We start from the raw sequence: 21,045 nt of genomic DNA, 5'->3' as shown, positions 1-21,045 counted from the left end.
TTTCAAGTCGCTCGGTGTTGTGAATTTTCGTAGCACGACGCGTCGACTGATGGGGTCAGACGAAGTTTTGATGGAGGGCTATTCGCGCCCGCTGAGGTATCTCGCCGAGCGCTTGCGAATTTCCCTCGACGGCAGCCGGCGTCATCGTCAGCTCTTCGTGGGGCCGATGCTCTCCCTCGGGATAAGGCTGCTGCGGATGACGGTGCGAACCGCAGCCGTATTCTGCCTCTGGTCGATAGCGTCGAGCAACAGATCCACCGCCGCGCGCCCCATCTCTTCCACCGGCTGCTTGATCGTCGAGAGCGGCGGAGAGCAGAATTCGCAGACAGGTGAGCCGTCGAAGGAGACGACGGACAGATCACCGGGAATGCTTAAGCCCGTCCGCTGGATACGGCTGACAAAAGAAATGGCCATGTCGTCGCTGGTCGCGATGACGGCTGTCGGTTTCTCGGTCAACTCGGCGAAATCATCCGCCGCCTGGACACCAATGTCGAAGCCGTGCTGATAATCGAGATGACCACCCGAGCGATGCACCGAGTCCTCGGACAGTCCTGCTGCCTCGAGCGCCTCGAGCACGCCGCCGTAACGTTCGACATCGTGATAATTGCCTTCAGGCCCTGCAAGATAGAAGAACCGTCGATGGCCCAATCGGATCAGTTCGGCCGTGACGTCGCGCACGGCCTCGCGGTCGTTGGTCACGACGCTCTGCAGGCCGGCATCGCTCATGTCGAGCAGCATCGAGACGATCGGCAGGCCGGAATTGGCCAGCGAGCGCCCGTCGACCTCCGGCAGCTTCGACGACAGGATGATCGCCCCGCGCACGCTGCCGCCAAAGGCGAGGTCGAGAATATGCCGTTCGGAAACTTCGTCGCGATCGAGGTTGGCGATCATCAGGTTGTAGCCGCCCTGGATCAGCGATTTATTGATACTCTGCAGCACCTGCGGGATGACCTGGGAGGCGCCGTAGTAGAGCGATCCCGGCAGAATGATCATGATGATGTTGGATTTGCCGACCCTGAGACCGCGCGCCATGGCGTTCGGCGTATAGCCCAGTTGCCGGGCCGCGGCATTGATCTTGGCGCGCGTCTTCTCGTTGACCCGCCCGGGATTGGCGAGCGCCCGGCTGACTGTCGATATCGCAACGCCGGCGAGCCGCGCGACATCGGCCATCAATGCACCCGATGGCTCCTCTCCCCCCACATCCTTGTTTTTATTCATGTTTATTTCGGTCTCCCGGATGCTTCGATTTGCAACTCTAAGGCAGGCGACGATTTATAGCAAACGTTTGCCAAAAACCGCTTGCTTAAAAAATCGGCTTGGCTATTATCTAGTCATGGCAAACGATTGCCATTTCTTAATGCGTTGAAAATCCATGGCTTATTGGATGCGGAATGGCTGTTCCGCACGCGGGTAGGTCATGCCTCGAGAAATGGACAGGTTATGGCTACTGGCGACAGGCTGCGCTTCGGCGTCGATCTCGTGACATTCTTTCATCCCGGCTTCTGGGGCGTCGACAGCCATGATGCGATCGTCGACTATGCCCGCGCCGAGCCACGCGCCTTCTGGGACAAGATACTCGACAGCGTCCAGGCCTCCGGGGTCACCGCCGTCGAGCTGACCTTCTCTCCCTTCAACTGGCAGGACGCGATCAAGACCTACGGTTCCGTCGACGCCTTCGCAGCCGAGCTGGCAAGGCGCGGCCTAACGCTGTGCAGCGGCTTCTTCGCGGAACTGGAGGCGGCCGGCGATTTCGCTGAGCCCGAGGCCCAGCGCGCGCTGATCGACAAGGCGGAACGATATGCCGACTTCCTGAAAGCCTGCGGCAGCGACATCATGGTGATCGGCGCCCCCTTACGCCAGACGCTCGGCGCCCAGCCGGTGCAGTTCTACGATTTCGACCGCGCCAAGGTGATTGCCGATTTTCTGAACCGGCTCGGTGCAGCACTCCATGCCAGGGGCGTGCGGCTCGCGCTGCACACCGAGGCGCACTCGATCTTTGCCGCCGCGCGCGACGTCGACCTGATGATGCTTCTCACTGACCCGGCCTATGTGCACATGTGCCCGGACACGGCCCATATCATCGTTGCCGGCTCCGATCCAATCCAGCTCGTCGATCGTCATCACGAGCGCATGATCATCGCCCACTGGAAGGATGCGATCGGCCCCATGCCCGCCGATACCCCGATCGACAAGCACATCCATGAACGCCACCAGCCCTATTTCTGCAGCTTCGGCCTCGGACGGGTCGATTGGCCGGCCTGGATCCGGCTGCTGCGCGACCGCGCCTATGAAGGCTGGGCGATCCTCGAACTCGATGCCGCGCCCGATCCCGTCCGCGACATCGCCAACGGGCTCACGCTCGTCCGGCAGGCGCTCCTGCCGATCTATCGCTGACAGTCATTCCCGAGACAACAAAAACGCCCCGCAAAGAGGGCATTTTCAAGAGGTGGAACAATGAAGAACATGATGAAGCTTTTTCTAGCCGGCGTGGCATTCGCCGGCCTATCTGCCTCGGCTCATGCCGAGGACAAGCCGACGATCGAGATCATGTCGTCCTGGACGTCGGGCGGCGAAGCGGCTGCCCTCAACGTTATCAAGACCGAGTTCGAAAAGCGCGGCGGCGTCTGGAAGGATTCCTCGATCGCCGGCTTCGGCGCGGCCGATGCCGCCTTCCAGAACCGTATCGTCGCCGGTGACGCGCCCGGCGCCAAGCAGGGCGTCATCGGTCTCGCTGCCGCCGATTTCATCAACCAGGGACTGTTCAATCCGATCGACGACGTGGCGGCCGCCGGCAAATGGGCCGACGCCTTGCCGAAATCGATCCATGATCTCATCACCTATGACGGCAAGGTCTATCTCTCGCCGACCGGGGCCCATGGTGAAAGCTGGATCTTCTATTCCAAGGAAGCCTTCGAGAAGGCCGGCATTTCGCAAGAGCCCAAGACCTGGGACGAACTCTTTGCCGATCTCGACAAGATGAAAGCTGCCGGCATCGTTCCGGTCGCCTGGGGCGGCCAGCCTTGGCAGCAAACTAAGGTCTTCAACATGATCCTGCTCTCGCAGGTCGGGATCGACGGCTTCCTGAAGATCTATGTCGACAAGGACAAGAGCCAGGCCTCCGTCGAGGGTGTGACGAAGACCCTTGAAATCCTCGGCAAGCTGCGCGGTTATGTCGATGCCGGTGCAGCAGGGCGCAACTGGAACGACGCGACCGCCATGCTGATCACTGCCAAGGCCGGCGTGCAGTTCATGGGCGATTGGGCCAAGGGCGAATTCACCGTTGCCGGCAAGCAGCCGGGCAAGGATTATGGCTGCATGATCGTGCCGGAGTCGAAGGGCATGGTTTACATCGCCGACTCCCTCTGGTTCCCCAAGACCGGCAATGCAGAGACCGACAAGGCGCAGAAGCTTCTCGCCGAAGTCGTCATGGATCCGGCCGTTCAGGTCGAATTCGCGCTCAAGAAGGGTTCGGTTCCGATGCGTTCCGACGTCGACAAGTCGAAACTGGACGTCTGCGCCCAGAAGGGTGTCGAGCTGATGGCCGCGGGTGCGATCGTGCCGGATCAGGCGATCGTGCTGACGCCGCAGCAGGTCGGCGCGCTCGACGACTTCGTCGACGAATACTGGAGCGGCGGCTCGAATGATGCGGCCTCCGCGGCCGAGAATTTCTTCGCCATCTTCGAGTAGGATAGCGCCTGTGGCGTCGGCCTGATGTCGACGCCATGGCTGCCGTCCGCTGCCTCCCGCGGCGGCGCGAGCCCTGCTTTCCACCCGTCAACGAGCTGGCCGATGTCCATCAAACGCAAGCCCAATCTTTCCGCCACCATCGCCCTTTTGCCGACATGGTTCGTCGCGGTCGTGGTCTTCATCGGCACCATGGCCTGGTCGATCCGCCTGTCCTTCACCAATTCGACGCTTTTTCCGTCCTCGACCTATGTCGGCTTGGCGCAGTATTCGAAGCTCTTCTCTTCCGCAAAGTGGCTGGCATCGCTGCAAAACGTGTTGATCTTCGGTGTCCTTTACGTCGCAGGCTGTTTGCTGCTGGGCTTCCTGCTGGCCGCGGCGCTCGATCGCAAGATCCGCTTCGAAAGCGCCTTCAGGACCATATTCCTCTATCCCTACGCCTTGTCCTTCGTGGTGACCGGGCTGATCTGGCAATGGATGCTCAATCCGACGCTCGGCATCCAGGCAAGCGTGCGTTCGCTCGGCTGGGAAAGCTTCGTCCTCGACTGGGTGGTCAATCGCGACATGGCGATCTATGCGCTGGTGCTTGCCGGCGTGTGGCAGGGCGCGGGGCTCGTCATGGTCATTGCGCTTGCCGGCATGCGTGGCATCGAAGGCGAGCAATGGAAGGCGGCGCGGATCGACGGCATTCCCGTCTGGCGGATCTATGTCTCGATCATCCTGCCGCAGCTCGGGCCGGCGCTGGCCGCAGCCGGCATGCTGCTCGCCATGGGCGTGATCAAGACCTACGACATCGTCGTCGCCATGACCAATGGCGGCCCCGGCAATGCGACGGAGGTGCCGGCGAAATTCATCATGGACAATCTGTTCGGGCGCCAGAACCTCGGCCTCGCCACAGCCGGCGCGACAGTGCTTGTCCTCGGCGTGATCATCGCAGTCGCCCCGTTCCGCTATGCGATGCACATGCGTGACAAAGCAAAGGGGGCTGCGTGATGGCCCGTCCTCATCCGAACGGCCCGAAGCCGGCACAGATCACCGCCGGGCGCATCGGTCTCTATGCCTTCCTTGTCGTCGCAGCACTTTTCTTCCTTCTGCCGCTCTACACCATGGTCGTCACCTCGCTGAAGTCCATGGACGAAATCCGGCTCGGGCAGATCTTTGCCCTGCCGGCCATGCTCGATTTCTCCGCCTGGGCTACCGCCTGGTCGGGCGCCTGCATGGGAACCGTCTGCGTCGGCATTCGCAGCGGCTTCTGGAATTCGGTGGCGATCACCCTCCCCTCGGTCGCGCTCTCGGTCTTCATCGGCGCCGTCAACGGCTATGCGCTGTCGCTCTGGCGGCCGCGCGGAGCAAACCTGCTCTTCGGCCTGCTGATGGCCGGCGGCCTGATCCCCTACCAGATCTTCCTCTATCCGATGGTCCGGGCGATGGCGAATATCGACCTCTACAATTCGCTCGCCGGTATCATTCTCGTGCATGTCATCTTCGGCCTGCCGCTGGTGACGCTGCTCTTCCGCAATTATTTCGTCAGCGTGCCGGAGGAGCTCTGCAAGGCGGCGCGCGTCGACGGCGCGGGCTTCTGGCGCATCTTTTTCGAGATCATGCTGCCGATTGCCGTGCCGATGGTCGTGGTGGTCTCCATGCTGCAGTTCACCGGCATCTGGAACGACTTCCTGCTCGGTCTCGTCTTTGCCGGGCGCGACAACCTGCCGATGACCGTGCAGCTCAACAATATCGTCAACACCACGATGGGCGAGCGGACCTACAACGTGAACATGGCGGCGACGATCCTCACCGCCATCGTTCCGCTTGCCATCTATTTCCTGTCCGGCCGCTGGTTCGTGCGCGGCATCGCGGCCGGCGCAGTCAAGGGGTAACGCTTCCATGCAATCTGCCGTCTCCGTCAAGGACCTGAAGATCGCCTATGGTGACCATACGGTGATCGAGAAGATGTCGATCGATATCGCGCCGCGAGAGTTCCTGGTGCTGCTCGGCCCTTCCGGCTGCGGCAAGTCCACGCTTCTGAACGCCATTGCCGGCCTTCAGGACATCACATCAGGCGAGGTCTGGATCTCGGGCAAGAACGTCAGCTGGGAGGAGCCGAAGGACCGCGGCATCGGCATGGTCTTCCAGTCCTACGCGCTCTATCCGCGCATGTCGGTCCGCAAGAACCTCTCCTTCGGCCTTCGCGTCGCCGGCCTGCCGAAGGCCGAGATCGAGGCCCGTGTCGCCCGCACCGCCGCCCTCCTCCAGCTCGACAAGCTGCTCGACCGGCGTCCTGCCGAGCTATCGGGCGGTCAGCGCCAGCGTGTCGCCATCGGCCGGGCGCTGGTGCGTGAAGTGGATGTCTTCCTGTTCGACGAACCACTGTCGAACCTCGATGCCAAGCTGCGCAACGAATTGCGCGTCGAGATCAAGAAGCTGCACCAGCGCCTCGGCAATACCATGATCTACGTCACCCACGACCAGGTCGAGGCCCTGACGCTGGCCGACCGCATCGCCATCATGCGGGACGGCGTGATCCAGCAACTCGCCTCGCCGGCAGAAATCTACCGCCGTCCGATCAATCTCTTCGTCGCCGGTTTCATCGGCGCGCCGGCGATGAATTTCGCCGAGGGCCGGATCGAGCGCGGCAACGGCGCGCCGGTCTTCCGGAGCAAGGAGCTCACTGTCGATCTCTCCGGTTATTCCTTCCGGGCGGACGCAGCGGAAGGACCGGCAACGCTCGGCTTTCGCCCGGAACACCTTGTGCTCGATGGCGCCACGAGCGGTCTGCCCACCATTCCGGGTCGCGTTTCCGTCGTCGAGCCGATGGGTTCGGACGCCGTTGTCTGGTTCGACTGGGCAGACCAGAGCCTCTCGCTCCGGCTCATGGGCGATGTCACCCTGCAGCCCGGAGATGCTCTGGCTCCCGGGCTCGATATCGCCAAGGCGTCCCTCTTCGGCGCTGACGGATCGCGGCTGTGACGTACCATCCCTTTGTTTTCCCGCAATTCCGGGTGCGTTTCGCGCCGTTTTGAGGATTGCTCCAGGACAGGATTTGAAAAGACATGTCTGAGATCGTCTATGATGCGCTGGTGATCGGCTCCGGCGCGGCGGGTTCCTTTGCGGTAAAGGAACTGACGGCACAGGGACTTCAGGTGCTGCTGCTCGAGGCCGGCCCCGCCGTCGGACCGAAGGATTTCGATCCCGCCCGCAAGAAGGCGCCGGCAAGCAGCATCAATATCTGGGAGCGCGCGCGGGCCACCCTCAAGGGCCAGCCGATCCAGGCGCGCGCAGCCTTTTTCACCGAGCGCTTCAGCCACTTCTTCGTCAACGACCGCAAGAACCCCTATACGACGCCGAAGGGCGAGCCCTTCCTCTGGATCCGCGGCCGCCAGGGCGGCGGGCGCCTCCACAGTTTCGGCCGGGTGCTGCTGCGCTGGACCGATGACGATTTCAAGATCCGATCGCGCGCCGGAAAGGGCGTGGACTGGCCGGTCTCCTATGAAGAACTGGCGCCTTTCTACGACGAGGTCGAGACCTATCTCGGGCTCTACGGCAACAAGGACAACGTGGCCACGCTGCCGGACGGTATCTATGCGAAGCCGGCAAGCCTGACGCCGGCCGAACAGATCTTCAAGCAGGCGGTTGAAAACCGCTGGCCGGACAGGCACGTCGTCTCCTGGCGCTACATCGCGCCTGACGCCGACCGGATGCCACGACCGCTGCGAGAAGCAAAGGCGACCGGTGAGCTGACCATCCGCTACGACGCCGTCGTTCGCCGCATCACCACGGATGAGAAGACCGGCCGCGCCACCGGCGCGGAATACATTGATCGCAACACGGGCGCGGTATCGACGGCTCGCGCGGCAACGGTGGTGCTTTCGGCCTCGCCGATAGAGAGCGTGCGGCTGCTGTTGAATTCGGCTTCGGCGAAACATCCGGATGGGCTCGGCAACAGCTCGGGCGCTCTCGGTCGCTATTTCATGGACCAGCTTCCGTGCCTGGCCTTTGGGTCTTTTTCGAAGGCGAAGGGTTGGGCGGTCGACGAGTCCGCGCCGACCGACCCCTTCTACAATCCGTCGGGCGGGATCTTCATTCCCCGCTTCGGAGAGGGCGACGCCGCCCGCGGCGATTTCGACTACCAGGGAAGCGTCGGCCGCGCGCCGGTCTCCGGGGACAGAGATGCACGTCTCGCCTTCTTCGGTTTCGGCCGCATGCTGCCCTATGCCGACAACCGCATCACGCTCGATCTGAGGCGCAAGGATGCCTGGAACATTCCCGTGCCGCATATCCGCTGCGTCATGCAACAGGAGGAGCAGGCACTGCTCAAAAGGCAGGAGGAGACGTTGATCGCCATGATCAGGGAGATTGGCGGCGACCTCGAATTCATCGGCTCGCCCACCGGCCTCAAGGAAATCGGCAAGGGCGCCTTTCCCGAAGCCGATGCCTTCAGCCGCTTCATGTTCCGCAAATGGTTCCGCAAGACCATGTGCATGGGCGCCGCAATCCATGAGACGGGCGGCGCGCGCATGGGCGAAAACCGGCAAGCTTCCGTGCTCAACCCCTACAACCAGGTCTGGGATGTGCCGAACCTCATCGTCACCGACGCCAGCGCCTTCCCCGGCAGCGGCATCGCCGGCACGACGCTCACCGTCATGGCCCTGACGATCCGCGCCTGCCGGAATCTTGTAGACCAGTACCGGACGGGACGGCTGTAGGCGCCCCTCGGTGGCTGAAGCGCATTGGACGTCAATCATCGGCTTAAGAGATCGGGAGGTCGCTGTTCCAGCTTCGGCCAGCCGAACCGTCACACAAACTTCGCAGTGACATGCTCCTGTCAAAAAAAGGCAGGAAGGAAAAGCCCATGACTCAAACACCTCAGGACCAACTCAGCCGTATAAAGGCCGAAATCGCCGACAGCTTCGATGAAGAGCTGGAAATGCAGATGGAGGAAGACCGGCTCGACGATCTGGTCGCCGAAGGAATGTCGGAACCGGCGGAGCAGACGCTGGAGCGAAAGATCTACTTCCGGGAGCTTTTCCGCTTGCAGCACGAACTGGTGCGGCTGCAGGATTGGGTTCAGCATAAGAAGCTGAAGGTGGTGGTGCTTTTCGAAGGCCGGGATTCGGCTGGCAAGGGAGGCGCGATCAAGCGCGTGACCCAGCGTCTCAATCCGCGCGTTTGCCGGACGGTGGCGCTGCCCGCCCCGACCGAGCGCGAACGCCATCAATGGTATTTTCAGCGTTATATCCCGCATCTTCCGACCGGTGGAGAGATCGTGCTCTTCGACCGAAGCTGGTACAATCGCGCCGGTGTCGAGCGCGTGATGGGGTTCTGCACTCCTGATGAACTCGAGGAGTTCTTCCGCTCGGTGCCCGAATTCGAACGGATGCTGGTCCGCTCCGGAATCGTGCTGATCAAATACTGGTTTTCGATCACCGACGAGGAGCAGGAATTCCGCTTCAATATGCGTATCCACGATCCGCTGAAGCAATGGAAGCTTTCACCGATGGATATGGAAAGCCGTGTCCATTGGGAGGAGTACACCAAAGCCAAGGAAGAAATGCTGGCGCGTACGCACAGCCCCGATGCGCCTTGGTGGGTGGTTCAGGCCGTGGACAAGAAACGGGCGCGGCTGAACTGCATCGCCCATCTTCTCGAGCAGATCCCTTACGAGGATGTTCCGAAACCGGAGATCCAGTTGCCGGACCGCATCCGTAACGCCGATTACAACAGGGCGCCGGTGCCGCCTGAAATGTATGTGCCGGAGCGCTATTGAAAGCATAGCCGCAACGGATCGGCGGAGTTGAGGAAATAGCGGGAGCCGTATTGCTTCGCTACGCCATGCGAGAGCGTGGCGTAGCGATCGGGTCATTTGCAGTCATCGGATGCCGTCAAGCGGCGACATCAGCCATGCGGTTCAATTCCGAGACAGCGTCATCCGGTAGTACGAGCGCGGCGGCGGCGAGGTTTTCCCTGAGATGGCCGACGGACGAGGTGCCGGGGATCAGCAGGATGTTTTCCGCGCGACGCAGCAGCCAGGCGAGGGCCACCTGCATAGGCGTCGCGTTGAGGCGTGCTGCGACATCGGACAGGGTGGAAGACTGCAGCGGGCTGAACCCGCCGAGCGGGAAGAACGGCACATAGGCAATGCCGTCGCGCGCGAGATCGTCGATCAGGGCATCGTCGGCCCGATGCGCCAGATTGTACTGGTTCTGCACGCAGACGATCTCAGTGATCCCACGCCCTTCGGCGATTTGTTTGGATGTGACGTTGCTCAGCCCGACGTTACGGACCAGGCCTTGCCGCTGAAGATCGGCGAGCACCGTCAGGGGTACTTCGATCGACCCTTCGGCCGGACCGTGCACGTCGAACATGATCCTGAGATTGACGACATCAAGCACATCGAGGCCGAGATTGCGGAGGTTGTCGTGTACCGCCTCCGTCAGCTCTTCGCGCGAGAAGGCCGGAATCCAGGATCCATCCGCGCCGCGCCGGGCGCCGATCTTGGTGACGATGACGAGATCGTCGGGATAGGGATGCAGCGCTTCGCGGATGATCTGGTTGGTGACGTGCGGGCCATAGAAGTCGCTGGTATCGATGTGGTTTACGCCGCTCGCGACCGCCTCCCGCAGCACAGCCAAGGCCGCGCCATGATCTTTGGGCAGGCCAAACACGCCAGGCCCGGCAAGCTGCATGGCGCCATAGCCAAGCCGCTTCACGCTGTAGCCGCCGAGGTTGAACGTGCCGGACTGATCGATAATGGACATGATCTAATTCCTTTCGAGAGATGACGCCAAGATAGGCCCAAGATAAGCACTGTCGGCGTGTGTGAAAATTGGCTATAATCCGCACAGGCTGTGCGGAGTGGCGAACAGTGAAAGTGGATCTGGGTGATCTCAATGCCTTTGTTGCCGTGGCACGTGCCGGCGGTTTTCGCGAAGGCGCGCGCGTCAGCGGCAACAGCGCCTCCTTCCTCAGCGAAGCGGTGCGTCGCCTGGAGGGCCAGCTCGGCGTCAGGCTGCTCAACCGGACGACACGCAGCGTCGTCCCGACCGAAGCGGGCAAGGGCTTGCTGGAGCGGCTCGGCCCTGCTTTGAGCGAGGTGGAGTCTGCCCTCGACGTCGTCAACGGATTTCGCGACAGGCCGGCCGGTGCTTTGCGTCTCAATGTGCCGGTCAGCGCGGCGCGGCTGGTGTTGCCCGCCATCGTTCCGCCGTTCCTCGCCGCCTATCCCGATATTCGGCTGGAGGTGGTGACCGACGAGAGCTTTGTCGATGTCATCGCGGCCGGCTGCGACGCCGGCATCCGCTACGACGAGCGGTTGGAGCAGGATATGATCGCGATACCGATCGGGCCACGCATCCAGCGCTTTGCCATCGCCGCCTCCCCCGACTACCTTGATCGCCGTGGCCGGCCGCAACATCCGAGCGAGCTGCTCGGCCATGCCTGTCTGTTGGGTCGCTTTGCCAGCGGTGCGATGACGGCGCCGTGGGAGTTCGAGCGGGATGGCGAGATCGTGCGGGTCGATCCAACGGGGCCGCTGATCGTGCGGGTCGGCGGAGCGACCGACCTGGCCGTGGATGCAGCGATAGCAGGAACAGGGATCGTCTGCCTCTTCGAGGACTGGCTGCGCCCGCATATAAACAGTGGCGCGCTCGAGCCCATCCTCGAGCCGTGGTGGCAACGCTTCTCCGGGCCGTTCCTCTACTATCCCGGGCGTCGGCTGGTGCCGGCGCCGCTCCGCGCATTCATCGACTTTGTCAAGGCATCGGCTACTGCATAATTCCTTAAGCCGGAATCGATCTAAGAATAAAATGATGCAGCAATTCAAAGTGTTACGGCATCCTCTGCGTGTCTGAAGGATGCGCGGCGCTGTAAGCAGGCTTAATGGCCGACGATGCGTTAAAGCTTGACCTCGGCATTGTCGCCCATATCAGGTTTGGTGTTCGAGACCGCTGCGGCCGCCATCTTGATATAGCTGATGATCGTGCCCGGGCTGTCCCAATATTCGGCTGAAGCCGGCGTCATCTTGAGGATGCGGATGGAAGGATCGTCGGGATTGTCCCACCACGCCTTTGCCGGCGTCGCCCATAATTCCCTGATTCTCTCCCGGTCGTTTTGCACCTCGGCCGTCCCTGATACGGAAACATATTTCTGTCCCTTGGTGTCGGCAAAGGCGAGGCATACGTTTGGCCAGCGAGTGATTTCATCGTCCTTGTGACTGCTGACATCCGTCAGAAAATAGATCGCATTCTCGAGCTGCGCGGTATAGGCGGACATCGGGCGGGCTCGCAGATCGTCGCCGCTGCGGGTCGTCAGCATGCAAAAGCCGATCTTGTCGATCAATTCCCATACCCGTGTCGCATCGTCTTGATTGGCCATTGTCATCTCCATGTGCAGGAGACGAAGTAACCATCTGCCGCGGCCGATGTTCCCAGTCGGCGGGCCTAGTGAGCCCATTCGCAAGGTGATCGAGGCCTGCGGTCGATCAATGGACGCTTGGGGTTCTCATGACCGTTGCGAAGTCTTCGGCGACCAGTTCGCTGACGGCGATGAGAACTTCCTCCCGGGAAAAACCCGATGTGAGAGCGCGTTGAATCAGATCCTGCAGATCCGGCTCCACGACATCGCGGCAATCCTCGAGGCGTTCTTCCGAAACGGTGAGGCTATTGAGTTCGTCCATTGTCTGTCCTTTCAGGGGAATGTAACCGCCAAAGCCCGGGAAGGCTGGTGAGGATAAAGCCGCTAACGGGCGGCCACCGTCCGCTTCGGACCGGGCAGCAGGCCTTCACGCTGCATCTGCTTGCGTGCAGCCTTGCGATGTCGGCTGATCGCCTGCGCCTTTTCCCTGACGCGCCGTTCGGACGGCTTCTCATAGGCGCGCCGTTCCTTCATTTCGCGGAACAGCCCTTCGCGCTGCATTTTCTTTTTCAAGACTCTGAGCGCTTGATCGACATTATTGTCTCTGACGAGTACCTGCATTTCGAGTTCTCCTTGTCTGGGATGGTGGCCCGATCGCCGCTCAGCCGAGCTGCTCGGCGATCAGAGCCTGCAATTCGCGGCGGGTGAGAAGGCAGGGAAACGGCTTCCAGCTCCTGGGAGCATTGCGGACAGCCTCGTCATCCTCACGTGGATTCGCCGCCGCAACCGCGGTGGCTGTATATGTGTTGTTCAAAAAGAAATCCTTTGCCGGCCTTGGCCGACGTTATCGATTGTTTGTGGGATTGCCCATCACGCAGCCTTATGGCGCGCGCCGAGGCATAAGCGTCTCAAGCAGCAGCCGGCAACGGCTCGGATTTCCGCTTGGATCGGGTACATCCAGCAACATAGGGCTCGGCGAGCAGAATTGCAACGGATAGCCCGGATGGCATAGCGCGAGCACCGCTAATCGCCTTCAGATATACTCGGTGCCATTTTATTCAAGTTAGCCGGGTATAGTTTTTGCCGAATTTTCTTCAATTTTGCGCGAGAGTGACATTATTCCGCCAGAATGGAAGCAACGTGAAGACCGCCATCGAAATTAACCTTCTGTTAAATAGACCATTGACTTGTAGTATTAATAGGTTGTTAAAGGAGCCGCTCGCTGAGGTCGAAATTGACCCGCCAATAAACATTTTAGGAGAGAGCCATGGCTTCGCTGATACATGCAACTGATGATAGTGCAACATTTAAAGAAACCGACGTTATTTCCGGAAATCTGCTTTCCAACGATTCTTCCGACAACGGCCACCTGTTCCTGCGCGCATTCGATGGCGCAAGCGTTGGCGCCAAGAGCGGCAACAGCCAGGTTACCGAAATCCAGGGCGATTACGGCACCTTCTTCGTCAAGCCGGACGGCAGCTACACCTATGTCCTGAGCGACGCCGCCAAGATCGGTTTCGCCAACGGTGAATCGTTCCAGGAGAAGGTTTCCTACAAGATCTCCGACGGCAGCGGTCACACCGACGTCGGCCTGTTCACCCTGAACATCCAGGGCGTAACCCAGGTAAAGCCGATCGCTGTTGACGACCACTACAGCTTCAACGAAGGCGACGCCATCGGCGGCAACGTTCTGGACAACGACATTGCAGGCGACAATGGTCACCTCTTCCTTCGCCAGTTCGACGGCACGAATGTCAGCGCCAAGAGCGGCCCCGACGCTGTTACCGACATCGTCGGCGACTATGGCGTCTTCCACGTCAAGCCGAATGGCGAATTCACCTATGAGCTGACGGATGACCTGGCTGCTGGCCAGACCGTCACGGAAACCGTCCAGTACTACAAGATCTCCGACGGCGAAGGCCACACCGATGCTGGCGTTCTGACGCTCAACATCACAGGCACCGACGCTCTCGTTTGATCAGCAGTCATATATCAGTGAGACACGACGCCCGCCGCGCAATCGGCGGGCGTCTTCGTATCCCGCTTGATTGACGCAAGTCCGCCGGGGGGAGCCAATCATATTCCGATGATCTGCAAAGCGGCATAATTCTTTTTAGCTAGTTCTTATAAATGCCGGCGTGGCGTAGTCTTGATGTTCGGAGGACACGCCGTGACCGAATATATCGAACCCAGGCAAGTCGAAACAGACGATCTGACGAAAGTCTGGTCCGTGACGGAGTTCTGCGCTCGTCACCGCATAGATGCCGAGGAACAAGCGCTGCTGCTCAAACTCTTCGGTCCGTTCGCGACCGCCTCCGAATTGCTTCACAATGCCAAGCGCGCGCCAAGGTTCAGATGAGGCGGCCTCCATTTCTTCAACGATCTTCTCACAAATCCCGGCAAGTCATTCGGTGAACGAGACGGCGCAAGATATCGCCTGATCGGGTGACGCTCGCTATCTTGCCTCTCCTTAGAGATTTAGGCAGTAATCGAAATGGTGCGATCGTTGCATTTGGTGGAACCATCATCGTGAAAACGAGCGGCGTTGATATGGATCATGTCGATATCGTTGATGCTGTCTATCAGGCAGCGGTCCGTTCAGAACTATGGCCGGATACGCTGTGCGCGATCGTTGATTACGTCGGCGCCGTCGCCGGAAATATTGTCTATCAGGCGCCCGATGGCCGCGGCAGCTTTCTGATCCCCGGCCGCATGCGTGAAGATTTGAATGCGCTCTATCTTCAGCATTACACGAGCAACCCCTATGCCCGCGCATTCGAGAAGGTAAAGCCGGGCGAGATTGCAGTCGGCAATAGGTTGATCGATGCAGAGGCCGTCCGGCATTCCGCGTTTTACGCCGATATCTGCGAGCCTCAAAACATCTTCAATCAGCTCTTCCTGCCGCATGCCAGCCTGCACGAGCGGGGAGGTATCGGCGGTGTCGCTCTGTTCCTGTCTCGTCAGCAAGACGAGCACGCCGTCGAAGCGGCAGCGCGGTTAGAGCGGCTGAGCCCGCATATGGCGCGGGCGATCGATCTTTCCTTTCAGGTAAACCGGATCGCCCGCGCACCCGAATTGCCGCAACGGCTGATCGATGCAATCGCGGATGCGGCCGTGCTGATCGATAGTCGGGGTGCGGTCCTTCTCTTGAATGCGGCAGCCGAAGCACTACTCAAGCAGGCCGACGGCATTTTTCTCAGCCGATCCGAGAGACCCTCGCTTGCCGCCCATATTTCGAAGACATCTACCCGCCTAGTGAATGCCATTCGTCAGGCTTTGCTGATAGCCGATGGCGAAGACACGCCTTTCGACGGGGCATTGTCGATCTCCCGGCCATCGGGTTTGCCGCCCTATCTGGTGATGATCACGCCGCTTGCACCGACAGTTTCGATATGGGATGCGGTGGATAGCGGAGCGCGCGTCCTTATTCATATCGTCGATCCGGAAGCGAAGACGCGTCGGCAAGCGCAACAACTGCAACACATCTTTGGCCTGACCGAAGCCGAAACCCGGGTCGCCGCACTGATCGGCAGCGGAATGAATCTGCCCGAGATTGCCCGGGTTCTTGGAATTTCATCCAACACGGTAAAAACCCACACCGGCCGATGCTTTGGCAAAACGGGGGTGCGATCCCAGGCGGCTCTCGCCAGGCTGATTGCCTCGATCCCGATCGCCGGAAACAGGCCGGCGACGCCGTCCCACACGAATGGAAAGAGCCGTCCGCGGCAATCGTAAATTCTAGGCTATCTTCACGCGATATGATCTGGAGATGCCTGCTGCATGACCTCATAGGTCCGGGCGATTTTCCTGAATTGCTGCTCACTCTCTGCACAAAATCTGCAATCCGGCGCGGCATTCTTCCGCCATGAGCAAGAACGACATCCCGCCTCGCGTCACACCGCCCGTTTTGCCGGATCGCCTCCGCAATGACGGATGGTGGCTGACGGAGGCGAGCTGGCCTCGAGGGACCGCCTCCGAGGAGACCCCAGCAACTATGCTCATCGTGATCGAAAAGCGGCATCTACGAGAGGAGCACCAATGGACACAATCGACACGCTGACAGAAGCAATGCCCATCAGGCGTGGCAGTGGCCGGATTGCCACGCTGTTTGTGCTGGTGGCGCTGGCCGATTTTTTGATCTTTGGTGAGATGCCCGGGATAAACCTTTTCCTGTTTGCGCTCGCCGTCTGCACCGGCATTCTACTTTCGATGGGGAAGATCCGAGCGCCGTCAATGGCTGCTCTCCTGCTTGGTTTCTCGGTTCTGGCGTCGGCACCTCTGCTGGAAGCGCCCTCATTAACCGGCATCGCCCTTTGCATCAGCGCGCTGATAGCGGTTGCTCTCGTCGGCGCCAGGCTTATGCCTCGCAGTCTGACCGCTCTGCCGCTGGTGTTTCTCCGTTTCACTCTTGTCATTCCCTTGCGGCTTGCCGAAGATTTTAGGAAATATCTTAAGACGCCGGCCAAACGTTTCTCCTTCACCGTCGTTTGGCAGGGCGTCGGCCTCTGGATCATGCCGCTCGCTCTCGCCGCAGTCTTCGTGTTCCTCTTTGCGGCTGCGAACCCGCTTATCGAGATCGCGCTGCGCAGTATCCGTTTTGCCGTTCTGCTGCAGTTTCTCGACCTTTGGCGGATCGGCTTCTGGATCATGATCGCTACTGTGGTCTGGGCGATGTTGCGGCCGCGCCTGAAGCGGCGCACTGCGAGGTCGCAAGCCAGCAGGGCGTTCGTCATCGTGCCGACCAGAAATGCACCGTTTGGCCAGGCCTCCCTGCTGCGGTCGCTGCTCCTCTTCAACGCGCTCTTTGCCGTGCAGACACTTCTCGATCTCGTCTATCTCTGGGGCGGCGCAGACCTACCCGATCACATGAGCCACGCCGAATATGCTCATCGCGGCGCCTATCCGCTGATTGCGACGGCGCTTCTGGCCGCCGGTTTCGTCCTCCTCGCCATGCGGCGCGGCGGCCCCGGCGATCAAAATTCGCTGATCCGCGGCCTCGTCCACGCCTGGATCGGCCAGAACGTCCTTCTCTGCCTGTCCTCGATGCTGCGGCTCGGGCTTTACGTCGAGGCCTATTCGCTGACGGAACTGCGTGTCGCCGCCGGTCTCTGGATGGGCCTCGTTGCCATCGGCCTTGTCTTGATCCTGCTGCGCATTCTGCTCAACCGATCCAACGAGTGGCTGATCGCTGCGAACCTCGCCTCCCTGATTGCGGTGCTCTATATCAGCGCCTTCATCGATTTCCCTGATGTCATCGCCCGCTTCAACGTCGCCCATAGCCAGGAAATCAGCCAGGAAGGTCCGCCGCTCGACCTCGATTATCTCTCCTCGCTCGGTCCCTCCGTCATTCCGGCGCTCGACCTCTACCTCTTCAAGTTGCCGGATCACCTGATCGACAAGAGGAGCCAAGCGGTGACAGTTCGGTACTACATCGCCAGGAATTTTGAGATGCGCCGGCGGGACTGGCGGAACTGGACCTTCCGGGCGGCGCGGCTGGAGAGTTATCTTCTGGCTCCCATTGCAAGATAGAACGAGAACGATAACAACAGGCACGATAAACCAATGCAGGACTGGTGATGGCGCCCCGCATTCTCGTCGTCGATGACGAACCTCATATCCGCGACGTGATCTGCTTCGCCCTTGAGCGCGCCGGCCTGGCATCGATGGCCGCCCGCAACGGTACCGAGGCGATGGCGGCCTTCCGCCGTGGCAACATCGATCTCATCATTCTCGACATCGGCATGCCCGACATGGACGGCCTGGAAGTCTGTCGCCAGATCCGCAAGACGTCGGCATTGCCGATCCTGTTTCTTTCGGCGCGTGACGAGGAGATCGACAGGGTGCTGGGTCTCGAAATCGGCGGAGACGATTATGTCACCAAACCGTTCAGCCCGCGCGAACTCGTGGCGAGGGTCAAGGCGATTTTGAAGCGCAGCAGCAATGAAGTGGGGCCCGACAGACGCCACGCCACCCTTGTCGCCGGTGTACTCAGCCTGGATCGGCGTGGCAGGGCGGTCATGTTTGGCGGGAGCACCATCGCAATGACAGCGCTCGAATTCGCAATCCTGGACGCGTTCTTGTCACGCCCCGATATGGTCTTCAGCCGCGAACAGCTGATGGAGGCGGCCTATGGCGCCGGAACCTATGTCGCTGACCGGACGATCGACAGCCATATCCGCAACATCAGAGCCAAGTTCCTGGCGGCCGGCGGTTCCGCGATCATTGCAACCGTTCACGGCATCGGCTTCAAACTCGGCATTGAAAGCGGGAGGAAGGCCTGATGCCGGCACCGAAAGTCAGGACGAAATGGCGACCGACGCTGGCGCTGATCGTCTATGTCGTGCTTCTCGCGGTCATGGCGCTGCCGATCCTGATCGTCATCTGGTTTCGTGCCGTGGAGGCGAGTTCGAACCGGATGGCACCGGCGGAGATCGGCGCCCTCGTTGTCGCCTTCATGCTGACGCTCGGCGTTGCCTATGTGCTGACGCGCACCATCACCGGGCCTATCGACGCTTTGATCGCCCGGACGGAGGAGATCGCTCGCGGCGGCAAGGGAGCAATCCGGCCGCTGGAAAGCTATGGAACGCGCGAGATCGCCGTGCTGTCGCAAAGCTTCCTCGATCTTGCCGGAAAACTTGTCGATCGCACCGAATATGTCCGCTCCTTTGCCGCTCATGTCTCCCACGAACTGAAATCGCCGCTGACGGCCATCCGCGGTGCGGCAGAGCTTTTGCGTGACGATGACGTCGAGAGGCCGATGACGAAGGCGCAGCGTTTGCACTTTCTCGACAACATCGTCGCCGATGCGGTCCGGCTCGATGCATTGTTGCAGCGGTTGAGGGAGCTTGCGCAGGCGGAAACGCCCGTGGCCGAAGGCAGAAGCAGCGTCACCGACATCTTATCCTCACTGCGCGAACGGTTTCCCGCCCTCCATATTTCCGGCGCAGGCGATACGGAAATATCGGTTGCTCTTCCCCAGGAAGCAGCCGGCATTGCCTTTGCCAACCTTGCCGAAAACGCTCTTCAGCACGGCGCCACGCTGTTGGAACTCAGAGTATCGGCAGACGGCCGAACAGCCGTCATTCTTATCCGTGACGACGGCAGCGGTATCTCCGAGGCCAATCGCCAACGCATCTTTCAGCCGTTCTTCTCAACCCGCCGCGAACAGGGCGGTACCGGCATGGGCCTCGGTATCGTCGGCGCCATGCTGAGCTCCCATGGCGGTACGATCCGCCTGCTGCAGACGACCGGCGCCGGCACCGAGTTCGAAATCACCATTCCCCTGCAAATCTTATCCGGCTGAGATCGTATCGATGCGATGTGCTACCCGCAATTTGTCTTCGAGGCCCACTCCCCGATTATCAGGCCCGCAGGATGGCGGGGGAGAAACTCGCCACCGACCAAGCGGCCGTGAGCCACCCTCCCCCCAATCTCGTGTTCGCGTCTCACCGCGTCGTATAACCGCCGTCGATAACCAGCACTTCGCCAGTGACATAACTTGCCGCCGCCGAGCAGAGGAACAATGCGGCACCCGCGACCTCCTCCGGCTGCCCGACGCGTCCCATCGGGGTCATGCTGCGCCAGGTCGGGAACCAGTCTGGATTGTCGATGCCGCCGCGCGACAGATCGGTCTCGATATAGCCGGGGGCGATGGCGTTGACGCGGATATTCTCGGCGGCAACTTCGCTGGCGAGGCTTTTCGTCATCATGTGGACCGCCGCCTTGGAGGTATTATAGGCGACCTGGTTCTGGGGAATGTTGGACACGATGCCCGATATCGAGCCGATATTGAGGATGACGCCGCCACCCTGGCGCCGCATCGGTGCGAGCGCGGCGCGGCAGGCGCGAAAGACGGCGTCGACGTTGACGGTCATGATCTCGCGCCAGATGACATCGGAGAAATCGCCGCTGTCGCCATGAATGGCGATGCCGGCATTGTTGACGAGGATGTCGAGCCGCCCCGCCCGTGAAAGGGTCTCAGTGACGAGTTCGTCGGCAGCGCTTTCCTTCATCAGGTCGGCGGCGATGAAATCGCAATCGACGCCGGCCGTGGAGATCCGGTCTTCCGCTGCTGCATTGCGGGTTCGGCCCGTGATGATGACTTTGGCGCCCGCCTCGCCGAGCGCCTCGGCGATGGCAAGCCCGATGCCGCGCGTGCCGCCGGTCACCAGTGCCACCTGTCCGTTCAGGCGAAATCTGTCGAAGATCATGGCCGTTTCCTCTTGAGTAGGCGTTCCGCGATTGTTGAAGGCGATCGCACTTTCGTCAGATGTCGGCGCTTTGCGGCAGAATGACAAGATCGCGGATCGTGATGTTGCGTGGGCGCGTCAGCATGAAGAGCACCGCTTCGGCCACTTCGTTCGCCTCCATCAGGCCGCCCGCGGCGAGCGCCTCATCCAGCTTCTCCTGCGGCCAGTCGCTGAGAAGGGCGGTGACCACGGGGCCAGGAGCGACGGCGCCGACGCGCAATCCATGCTTGGCCACCTGCCGCCTCAGCGTATGGACGAATGCCTGGACCGCATGTTTCGAGGCGGTGTAGATCGGCTCCCAGACGACCGGGATCATGCCGGCAACGGAACTCGTCAGGATGATATCGCCGGTCTTGCGCTCGACCATATGCGGCAAAACGGCATGCACCGAGCGGAAGGCGGCATTGATGTTCAGATTGAGCATCCGGTCCCAGGCATCAGGATCTCCGCCCAGCACTTCGCCGCCGATATAGGAGCCGGCATTGGCGTGGAAGATATCCAGCTGACCCGCTTTTTCGAGAATTTGCGGCATCATCCGTTCGACGCTTTTCGGATCGGTGAGATCGATGACCAAGGGAATGGCGTTGGCGTCAAGTTTCGAGCAGATTTCCTTCAAGGCTTCCTCGTTACGGTCGACCAGCACGACCCGAGCGCCCGCGACAAGCAAAGCCTTGGCGCATTCAAGGCCGATACCCGACGCCGCTCCGGTGACGGCCGCGACTTTTCCAGACAGATCCTGTCCCATTTTCTTCCTCTGTTTTCC

22 protein-coding genes are annotated in these 21,045 nt (G+C 60.8%); 14 read left to right on the top strand and 8 right to left on the bottom strand.

Features of this window, described 5'->3' with window-relative positions:
* Positions 1-147: 147 nt before the first annotated feature.
* Positions 148-1,218, bottom strand: coding sequence for a LacI family DNA-binding transcriptional regulator (locus GR198_RS23360; RefSeq protein ID WP_029873542.1), 1,071 nt, complete (start codon positions 1,216-1,218; stop codon positions 148-150).
* Between the two features lie 222 nt (positions 1,219-1,440).
* Between GR198_RS23360 and GR198_RS23355 the strand changes: the two genes are divergently transcribed.
* The 7 genes from GR198_RS23355 to ppk2 all read left to right on the top strand — a co-directional run bounded on the left by GR198_RS23355 (position 1,441) and on the right by ppk2 (position 9,448).
* Positions 1,441-2,394 (top strand): sugar phosphate isomerase/epimerase family protein, encoded by a 954-nt coding sequence (locus GR198_RS23355; RefSeq protein ID WP_164069652.1) that lies wholly within the window; start codon positions 1,441-1,443, stop codon positions 2,392-2,394.
* A 60-nt stretch (positions 2,395-2,454) separates the two neighbouring features.
* Entirely contained in the window at positions 2,455-3,687 is a 1,233-nt protein-coding gene (locus GR198_RS23350; RefSeq protein WP_164069651.1) for an ABC transporter substrate-binding protein, read from the top strand.
* A 102-nt stretch (positions 3,688-3,789) separates the two neighbouring features.
* Complete coding sequence (locus tag GR198_RS23345; RefSeq protein WP_164069650.1) at positions 3,790-4,677, top strand: carbohydrate ABC transporter permease; 888 nt, start codon at positions 3,790-3,792, stop codon at positions 4,675-4,677.
* Positions 4,677-5,561, top strand: a complete 885-nt coding sequence (locus tag GR198_RS23340; RefSeq protein WP_164053585.1) for a carbohydrate ABC transporter permease — start codon at positions 4,677-4,679, stop codon at positions 5,559-5,561. Before GR198_RS23345 ends, GR198_RS23340 begins: the two co-directional genes overlap by 1 nt.
* 7 nt (positions 5,562-5,568) lie before the next feature.
* A complete protein-coding gene (locus GR198_RS23335) occupies positions 5,569-6,651 on the top strand; it encodes an ABC transporter ATP-binding protein (protein ID WP_164069649.1) in 1,083 nt (360 codons plus the stop codon).
* 83 nt (positions 6,652-6,734) lie between these two features.
* A complete protein-coding gene (locus tag GR198_RS23330; protein WP_164069648.1) occupies positions 6,735-8,387 on the top strand; it encodes a GMC oxidoreductase in 1,653 nt (550 codons plus the stop codon).
* A gap of 146 nt (positions 8,388-8,533) precedes the next feature.
* Entirely contained in the window at positions 8,534-9,448 is a 915-nt protein-coding gene (ppk2, locus tag GR198_RS23325) for a polyphosphate kinase 2 (protein WP_164069647.1), read from the top strand.
* 115 nt (positions 9,449-9,563) lie between these two features.
* On the opposite strand, the gene GR198_RS23320 is transcribed toward ppk2, so the two are convergent.
* On the bottom strand, positions 9,564-10,439 hold the full coding sequence (locus GR198_RS23320; protein WP_164069646.1) for an aldo/keto reductase family oxidoreductase: 876 nt from the start codon (positions 10,437-10,439) through the stop codon (positions 9,564-9,566).
* A gap of 107 nt (positions 10,440-10,546) precedes the next feature.
* Here GR198_RS23320 and GR198_RS23315 point away from each other — a divergent pair, with 107 nt between their 5' ends.
* A complete protein-coding gene (locus GR198_RS23315) occupies positions 10,547-11,455 on the top strand; it encodes a LysR family transcriptional regulator (RefSeq protein WP_164069645.1) in 909 nt (302 codons plus the stop codon).
* Between the two features lie 119 nt (positions 11,456-11,574).
* On the opposite strand, the gene GR198_RS23310 is transcribed toward GR198_RS23315, so the two are convergent.
* The 4 genes from GR198_RS23310 to GR198_RS35510 form a co-directional block, all read right to left on the bottom strand.
* On the bottom strand, positions 11,575-12,054 hold the full coding sequence (locus GR198_RS23310) for a pyridoxamine 5'-phosphate oxidase family protein (protein ID WP_017958269.1): 480 nt from the start codon (positions 12,052-12,054) through the stop codon (positions 11,575-11,577).
* 106 nt (positions 12,055-12,160) lie between these two features.
* Positions 12,161-12,355, bottom strand: a complete 195-nt coding sequence (locus tag GR198_RS23305; protein WP_062940459.1) for a hypothetical protein — start codon at positions 12,353-12,355, stop codon at positions 12,161-12,163.
* A gap of 62 nt (positions 12,356-12,417) precedes the next feature.
* The gene (rpsU, locus tag GR198_RS23300) at positions 12,418-12,654 is read right to left on the bottom strand and encodes a 30S ribosomal protein S21 (protein ID WP_025398240.1); all 237 of its coding nucleotides are present in this window, start codon (positions 12,652-12,654) and stop codon (positions 12,418-12,420) included.
* A gap of 40 nt (positions 12,655-12,694) precedes the next feature.
* Positions 12,695-12,847, bottom strand: coding sequence for a hypothetical protein (locus tag GR198_RS35510; protein ID WP_204337201.1), 153 nt, complete (start codon positions 12,845-12,847; stop codon positions 12,695-12,697).
* A gap of 453 nt (positions 12,848-13,300) precedes the next feature.
* Between GR198_RS35510 and rapA2 the strand changes: the two genes are divergently transcribed.
* The 6 genes from rapA2 (at position 13,301) to GR198_RS23270 (ending at position 19,336) form a co-directional block, all read left to right on the top strand.
* Complete coding sequence (rapA2, locus tag GR198_RS23295) at positions 13,301-14,011, top strand: calcium-binding lectin RapA2 (RefSeq protein ID WP_029873531.1); 711 nt, start codon at positions 13,301-13,303, stop codon at positions 14,009-14,011.
* 192 nt (positions 14,012-14,203) lie between these two features.
* Entirely contained in the window at positions 14,204-14,392 is a 189-nt protein-coding gene (locus GR198_RS23290) for a hypothetical protein (RefSeq protein WP_029873530.1), read from the top strand.
* 86 nt (positions 14,393-14,478) lie between these two features.
* On the top strand, positions 14,479-15,768 hold the full coding sequence (locus tag GR198_RS23285; protein WP_164069644.1) for a helix-turn-helix transcriptional regulator: 1,290 nt from the start codon (positions 14,479-14,481) through the stop codon (positions 15,766-15,768).
* A 303-nt stretch (positions 15,769-16,071) separates the two neighbouring features.
* Positions 16,072-17,562, top strand: a complete 1,491-nt coding sequence (locus GR198_RS23280; RefSeq protein WP_164069643.1) for a DUF4153 domain-containing protein — start codon at positions 16,072-16,074, stop codon at positions 17,560-17,562.
* Positions 17,563-17,609: 47 nt separating this feature from the next.
* On the top strand, positions 17,610-18,314 hold the full coding sequence (locus tag GR198_RS23275; protein ID WP_164069642.1) for a response regulator: 705 nt from the start codon (positions 17,610-17,612) through the stop codon (positions 18,312-18,314).
* Entirely contained in the window at positions 18,314-19,336 is a 1,023-nt protein-coding gene (locus GR198_RS23270; protein ID WP_164069641.1) for a sensor histidine kinase, read from the top strand. The genes GR198_RS23275 and GR198_RS23270 overlap by 1 nt, the downstream gene beginning before the upstream one ends.
* Before the next feature lie 142 nt (positions 19,337-19,478).
* Here GR198_RS23270 and GR198_RS23265 read toward each other — a convergent pair whose 3' ends face one another.
* Together GR198_RS23265 and GR198_RS23260 are read right to left on the bottom strand one after the other, a co-directional pair.
* Positions 19,479-20,243 (bottom strand): SDR family NAD(P)-dependent oxidoreductase, encoded by a 765-nt coding sequence (locus tag GR198_RS23265; protein WP_164069640.1) that lies wholly within the window; start codon positions 20,241-20,243, stop codon positions 19,479-19,481.
* A 55-nt stretch (positions 20,244-20,298) separates the two neighbouring features.
* Entirely contained in the window at positions 20,299-21,027 is a 729-nt protein-coding gene (locus GR198_RS23260; RefSeq protein WP_130725797.1) for an SDR family oxidoreductase, read from the bottom strand.
* Positions 21,028-21,045: the final 18 nt, after the last annotated feature.

It is taken from the genome of Rhizobium leguminosarum, assembly GCF_010668065.1.
Lineage (GTDB): Bacteria > Pseudomonadota > Alphaproteobacteria > Rhizobiales > Rhizobiaceae > Rhizobium > Rhizobium leguminosarum_S.
The sequence above is the reverse complement of the archived record's forward strand: the minus strand, read 5'-3'. Positions and strand labels throughout refer to the sequence as shown.

What these genes read in the sequence shown, in the direction of transcription:
- GR198_RS23360 (WP_029873542.1), bottom strand. Translation starts at nt 1,218, where the DNA reads ATGAATAAAAACAAGGATGTGGGGGGAGAGGAGCCATCGGGTGCATTG.
- GR198_RS23355 (WP_164069652.1), top strand. Translation starts at nt 1,441, where the DNA reads ATGGCTACTGGCGACAGGCTGCGCTTCGGCGTCGATCTCGTGACATTC.
- GR198_RS23350 (WP_164069651.1), top strand. Translation starts at nt 2,455, where the DNA reads ATGAAGAACATGATGAAGCTTTTTCTAGCCGGCGTGGCATTCGCCGGC.
- GR198_RS23345 (WP_164069650.1), top strand. Translation starts at nt 3,790, where the DNA reads ATGTCCATCAAACGCAAGCCCAATCTTTCCGCCACCATCGCCCTTTTG.
- GR198_RS23340 (WP_164053585.1), top strand. Translation starts at nt 4,677, where the DNA reads ATGGCCCGTCCTCATCCGAACGGCCCGAAGCCGGCACAGATCACCGCC.
- GR198_RS23335 (WP_164069649.1), top strand. Translation starts at nt 5,569, where the DNA reads ATGCAATCTGCCGTCTCCGTCAAGGACCTGAAGATCGCCTATGGTGAC.
- GR198_RS23330 (WP_164069648.1), top strand. Translation starts at nt 6,735, where the DNA reads ATGTCTGAGATCGTCTATGATGCGCTGGTGATCGGCTCCGGCGCGGCG.
- ppk2 (WP_164069647.1), top strand. Translation starts at nt 8,534, where the DNA reads ATGACTCAAACACCTCAGGACCAACTCAGCCGTATAAAGGCCGAAATC.
- GR198_RS23320 (WP_164069646.1), bottom strand. Translation starts at nt 10,439, where the DNA reads ATGTCCATTATCGATCAGTCCGGCACGTTCAACCTCGGCGGCTACAGC.
- GR198_RS23310 (WP_017958269.1), bottom strand. Translation starts at nt 12,054, where the DNA reads ATGGCCAATCAAGACGATGCGACACGGGTATGGGAATTGATCGACAAG.
- GR198_RS23305 (WP_062940459.1), bottom strand. Translation starts at nt 12,355, where the DNA reads ATGGACGAACTCAATAGCCTCACCGTTTCGGAAGAACGCCTCGAGGAT.
- rpsU (WP_025398240.1), bottom strand. Translation starts at nt 12,654, where the DNA reads ATGCAGGTACTCGTCAGAGACAATAATGTCGATCAAGCGCTCAGAGTC.
- rapA2 (WP_029873531.1), top strand. Translation starts at nt 13,301, where the DNA reads ATGGCTTCGCTGATACATGCAACTGATGATAGTGCAACATTTAAAGAA.
- GR198_RS23280 (WP_164069643.1), top strand. Translation starts at nt 16,072, where the DNA reads ATGGACACAATCGACACGCTGACAGAAGCAATGCCCATCAGGCGTGGC.
- GR198_RS23275 (WP_164069642.1), top strand. Translation starts at nt 17,610, where the DNA reads ATGGCGCCCCGCATTCTCGTCGTCGATGACGAACCTCATATCCGCGAC.
- GR198_RS23270 (WP_164069641.1), top strand. Translation starts at nt 18,314, where the DNA reads ATGCCGGCACCGAAAGTCAGGACGAAATGGCGACCGACGCTGGCGCTG.
- GR198_RS23265 (WP_164069640.1), bottom strand. Translation starts at nt 20,243, where the DNA reads ATGATCTTCGACAGATTTCGCCTGAACGGACAGGTGGCACTGGTGACC.
- GR198_RS23260 (WP_130725797.1), bottom strand. Translation starts at nt 21,027, where the DNA reads ATGGGACAGGATCTGTCTGGAAAAGTCGCGGCCGTCACCGGAGCGGCG.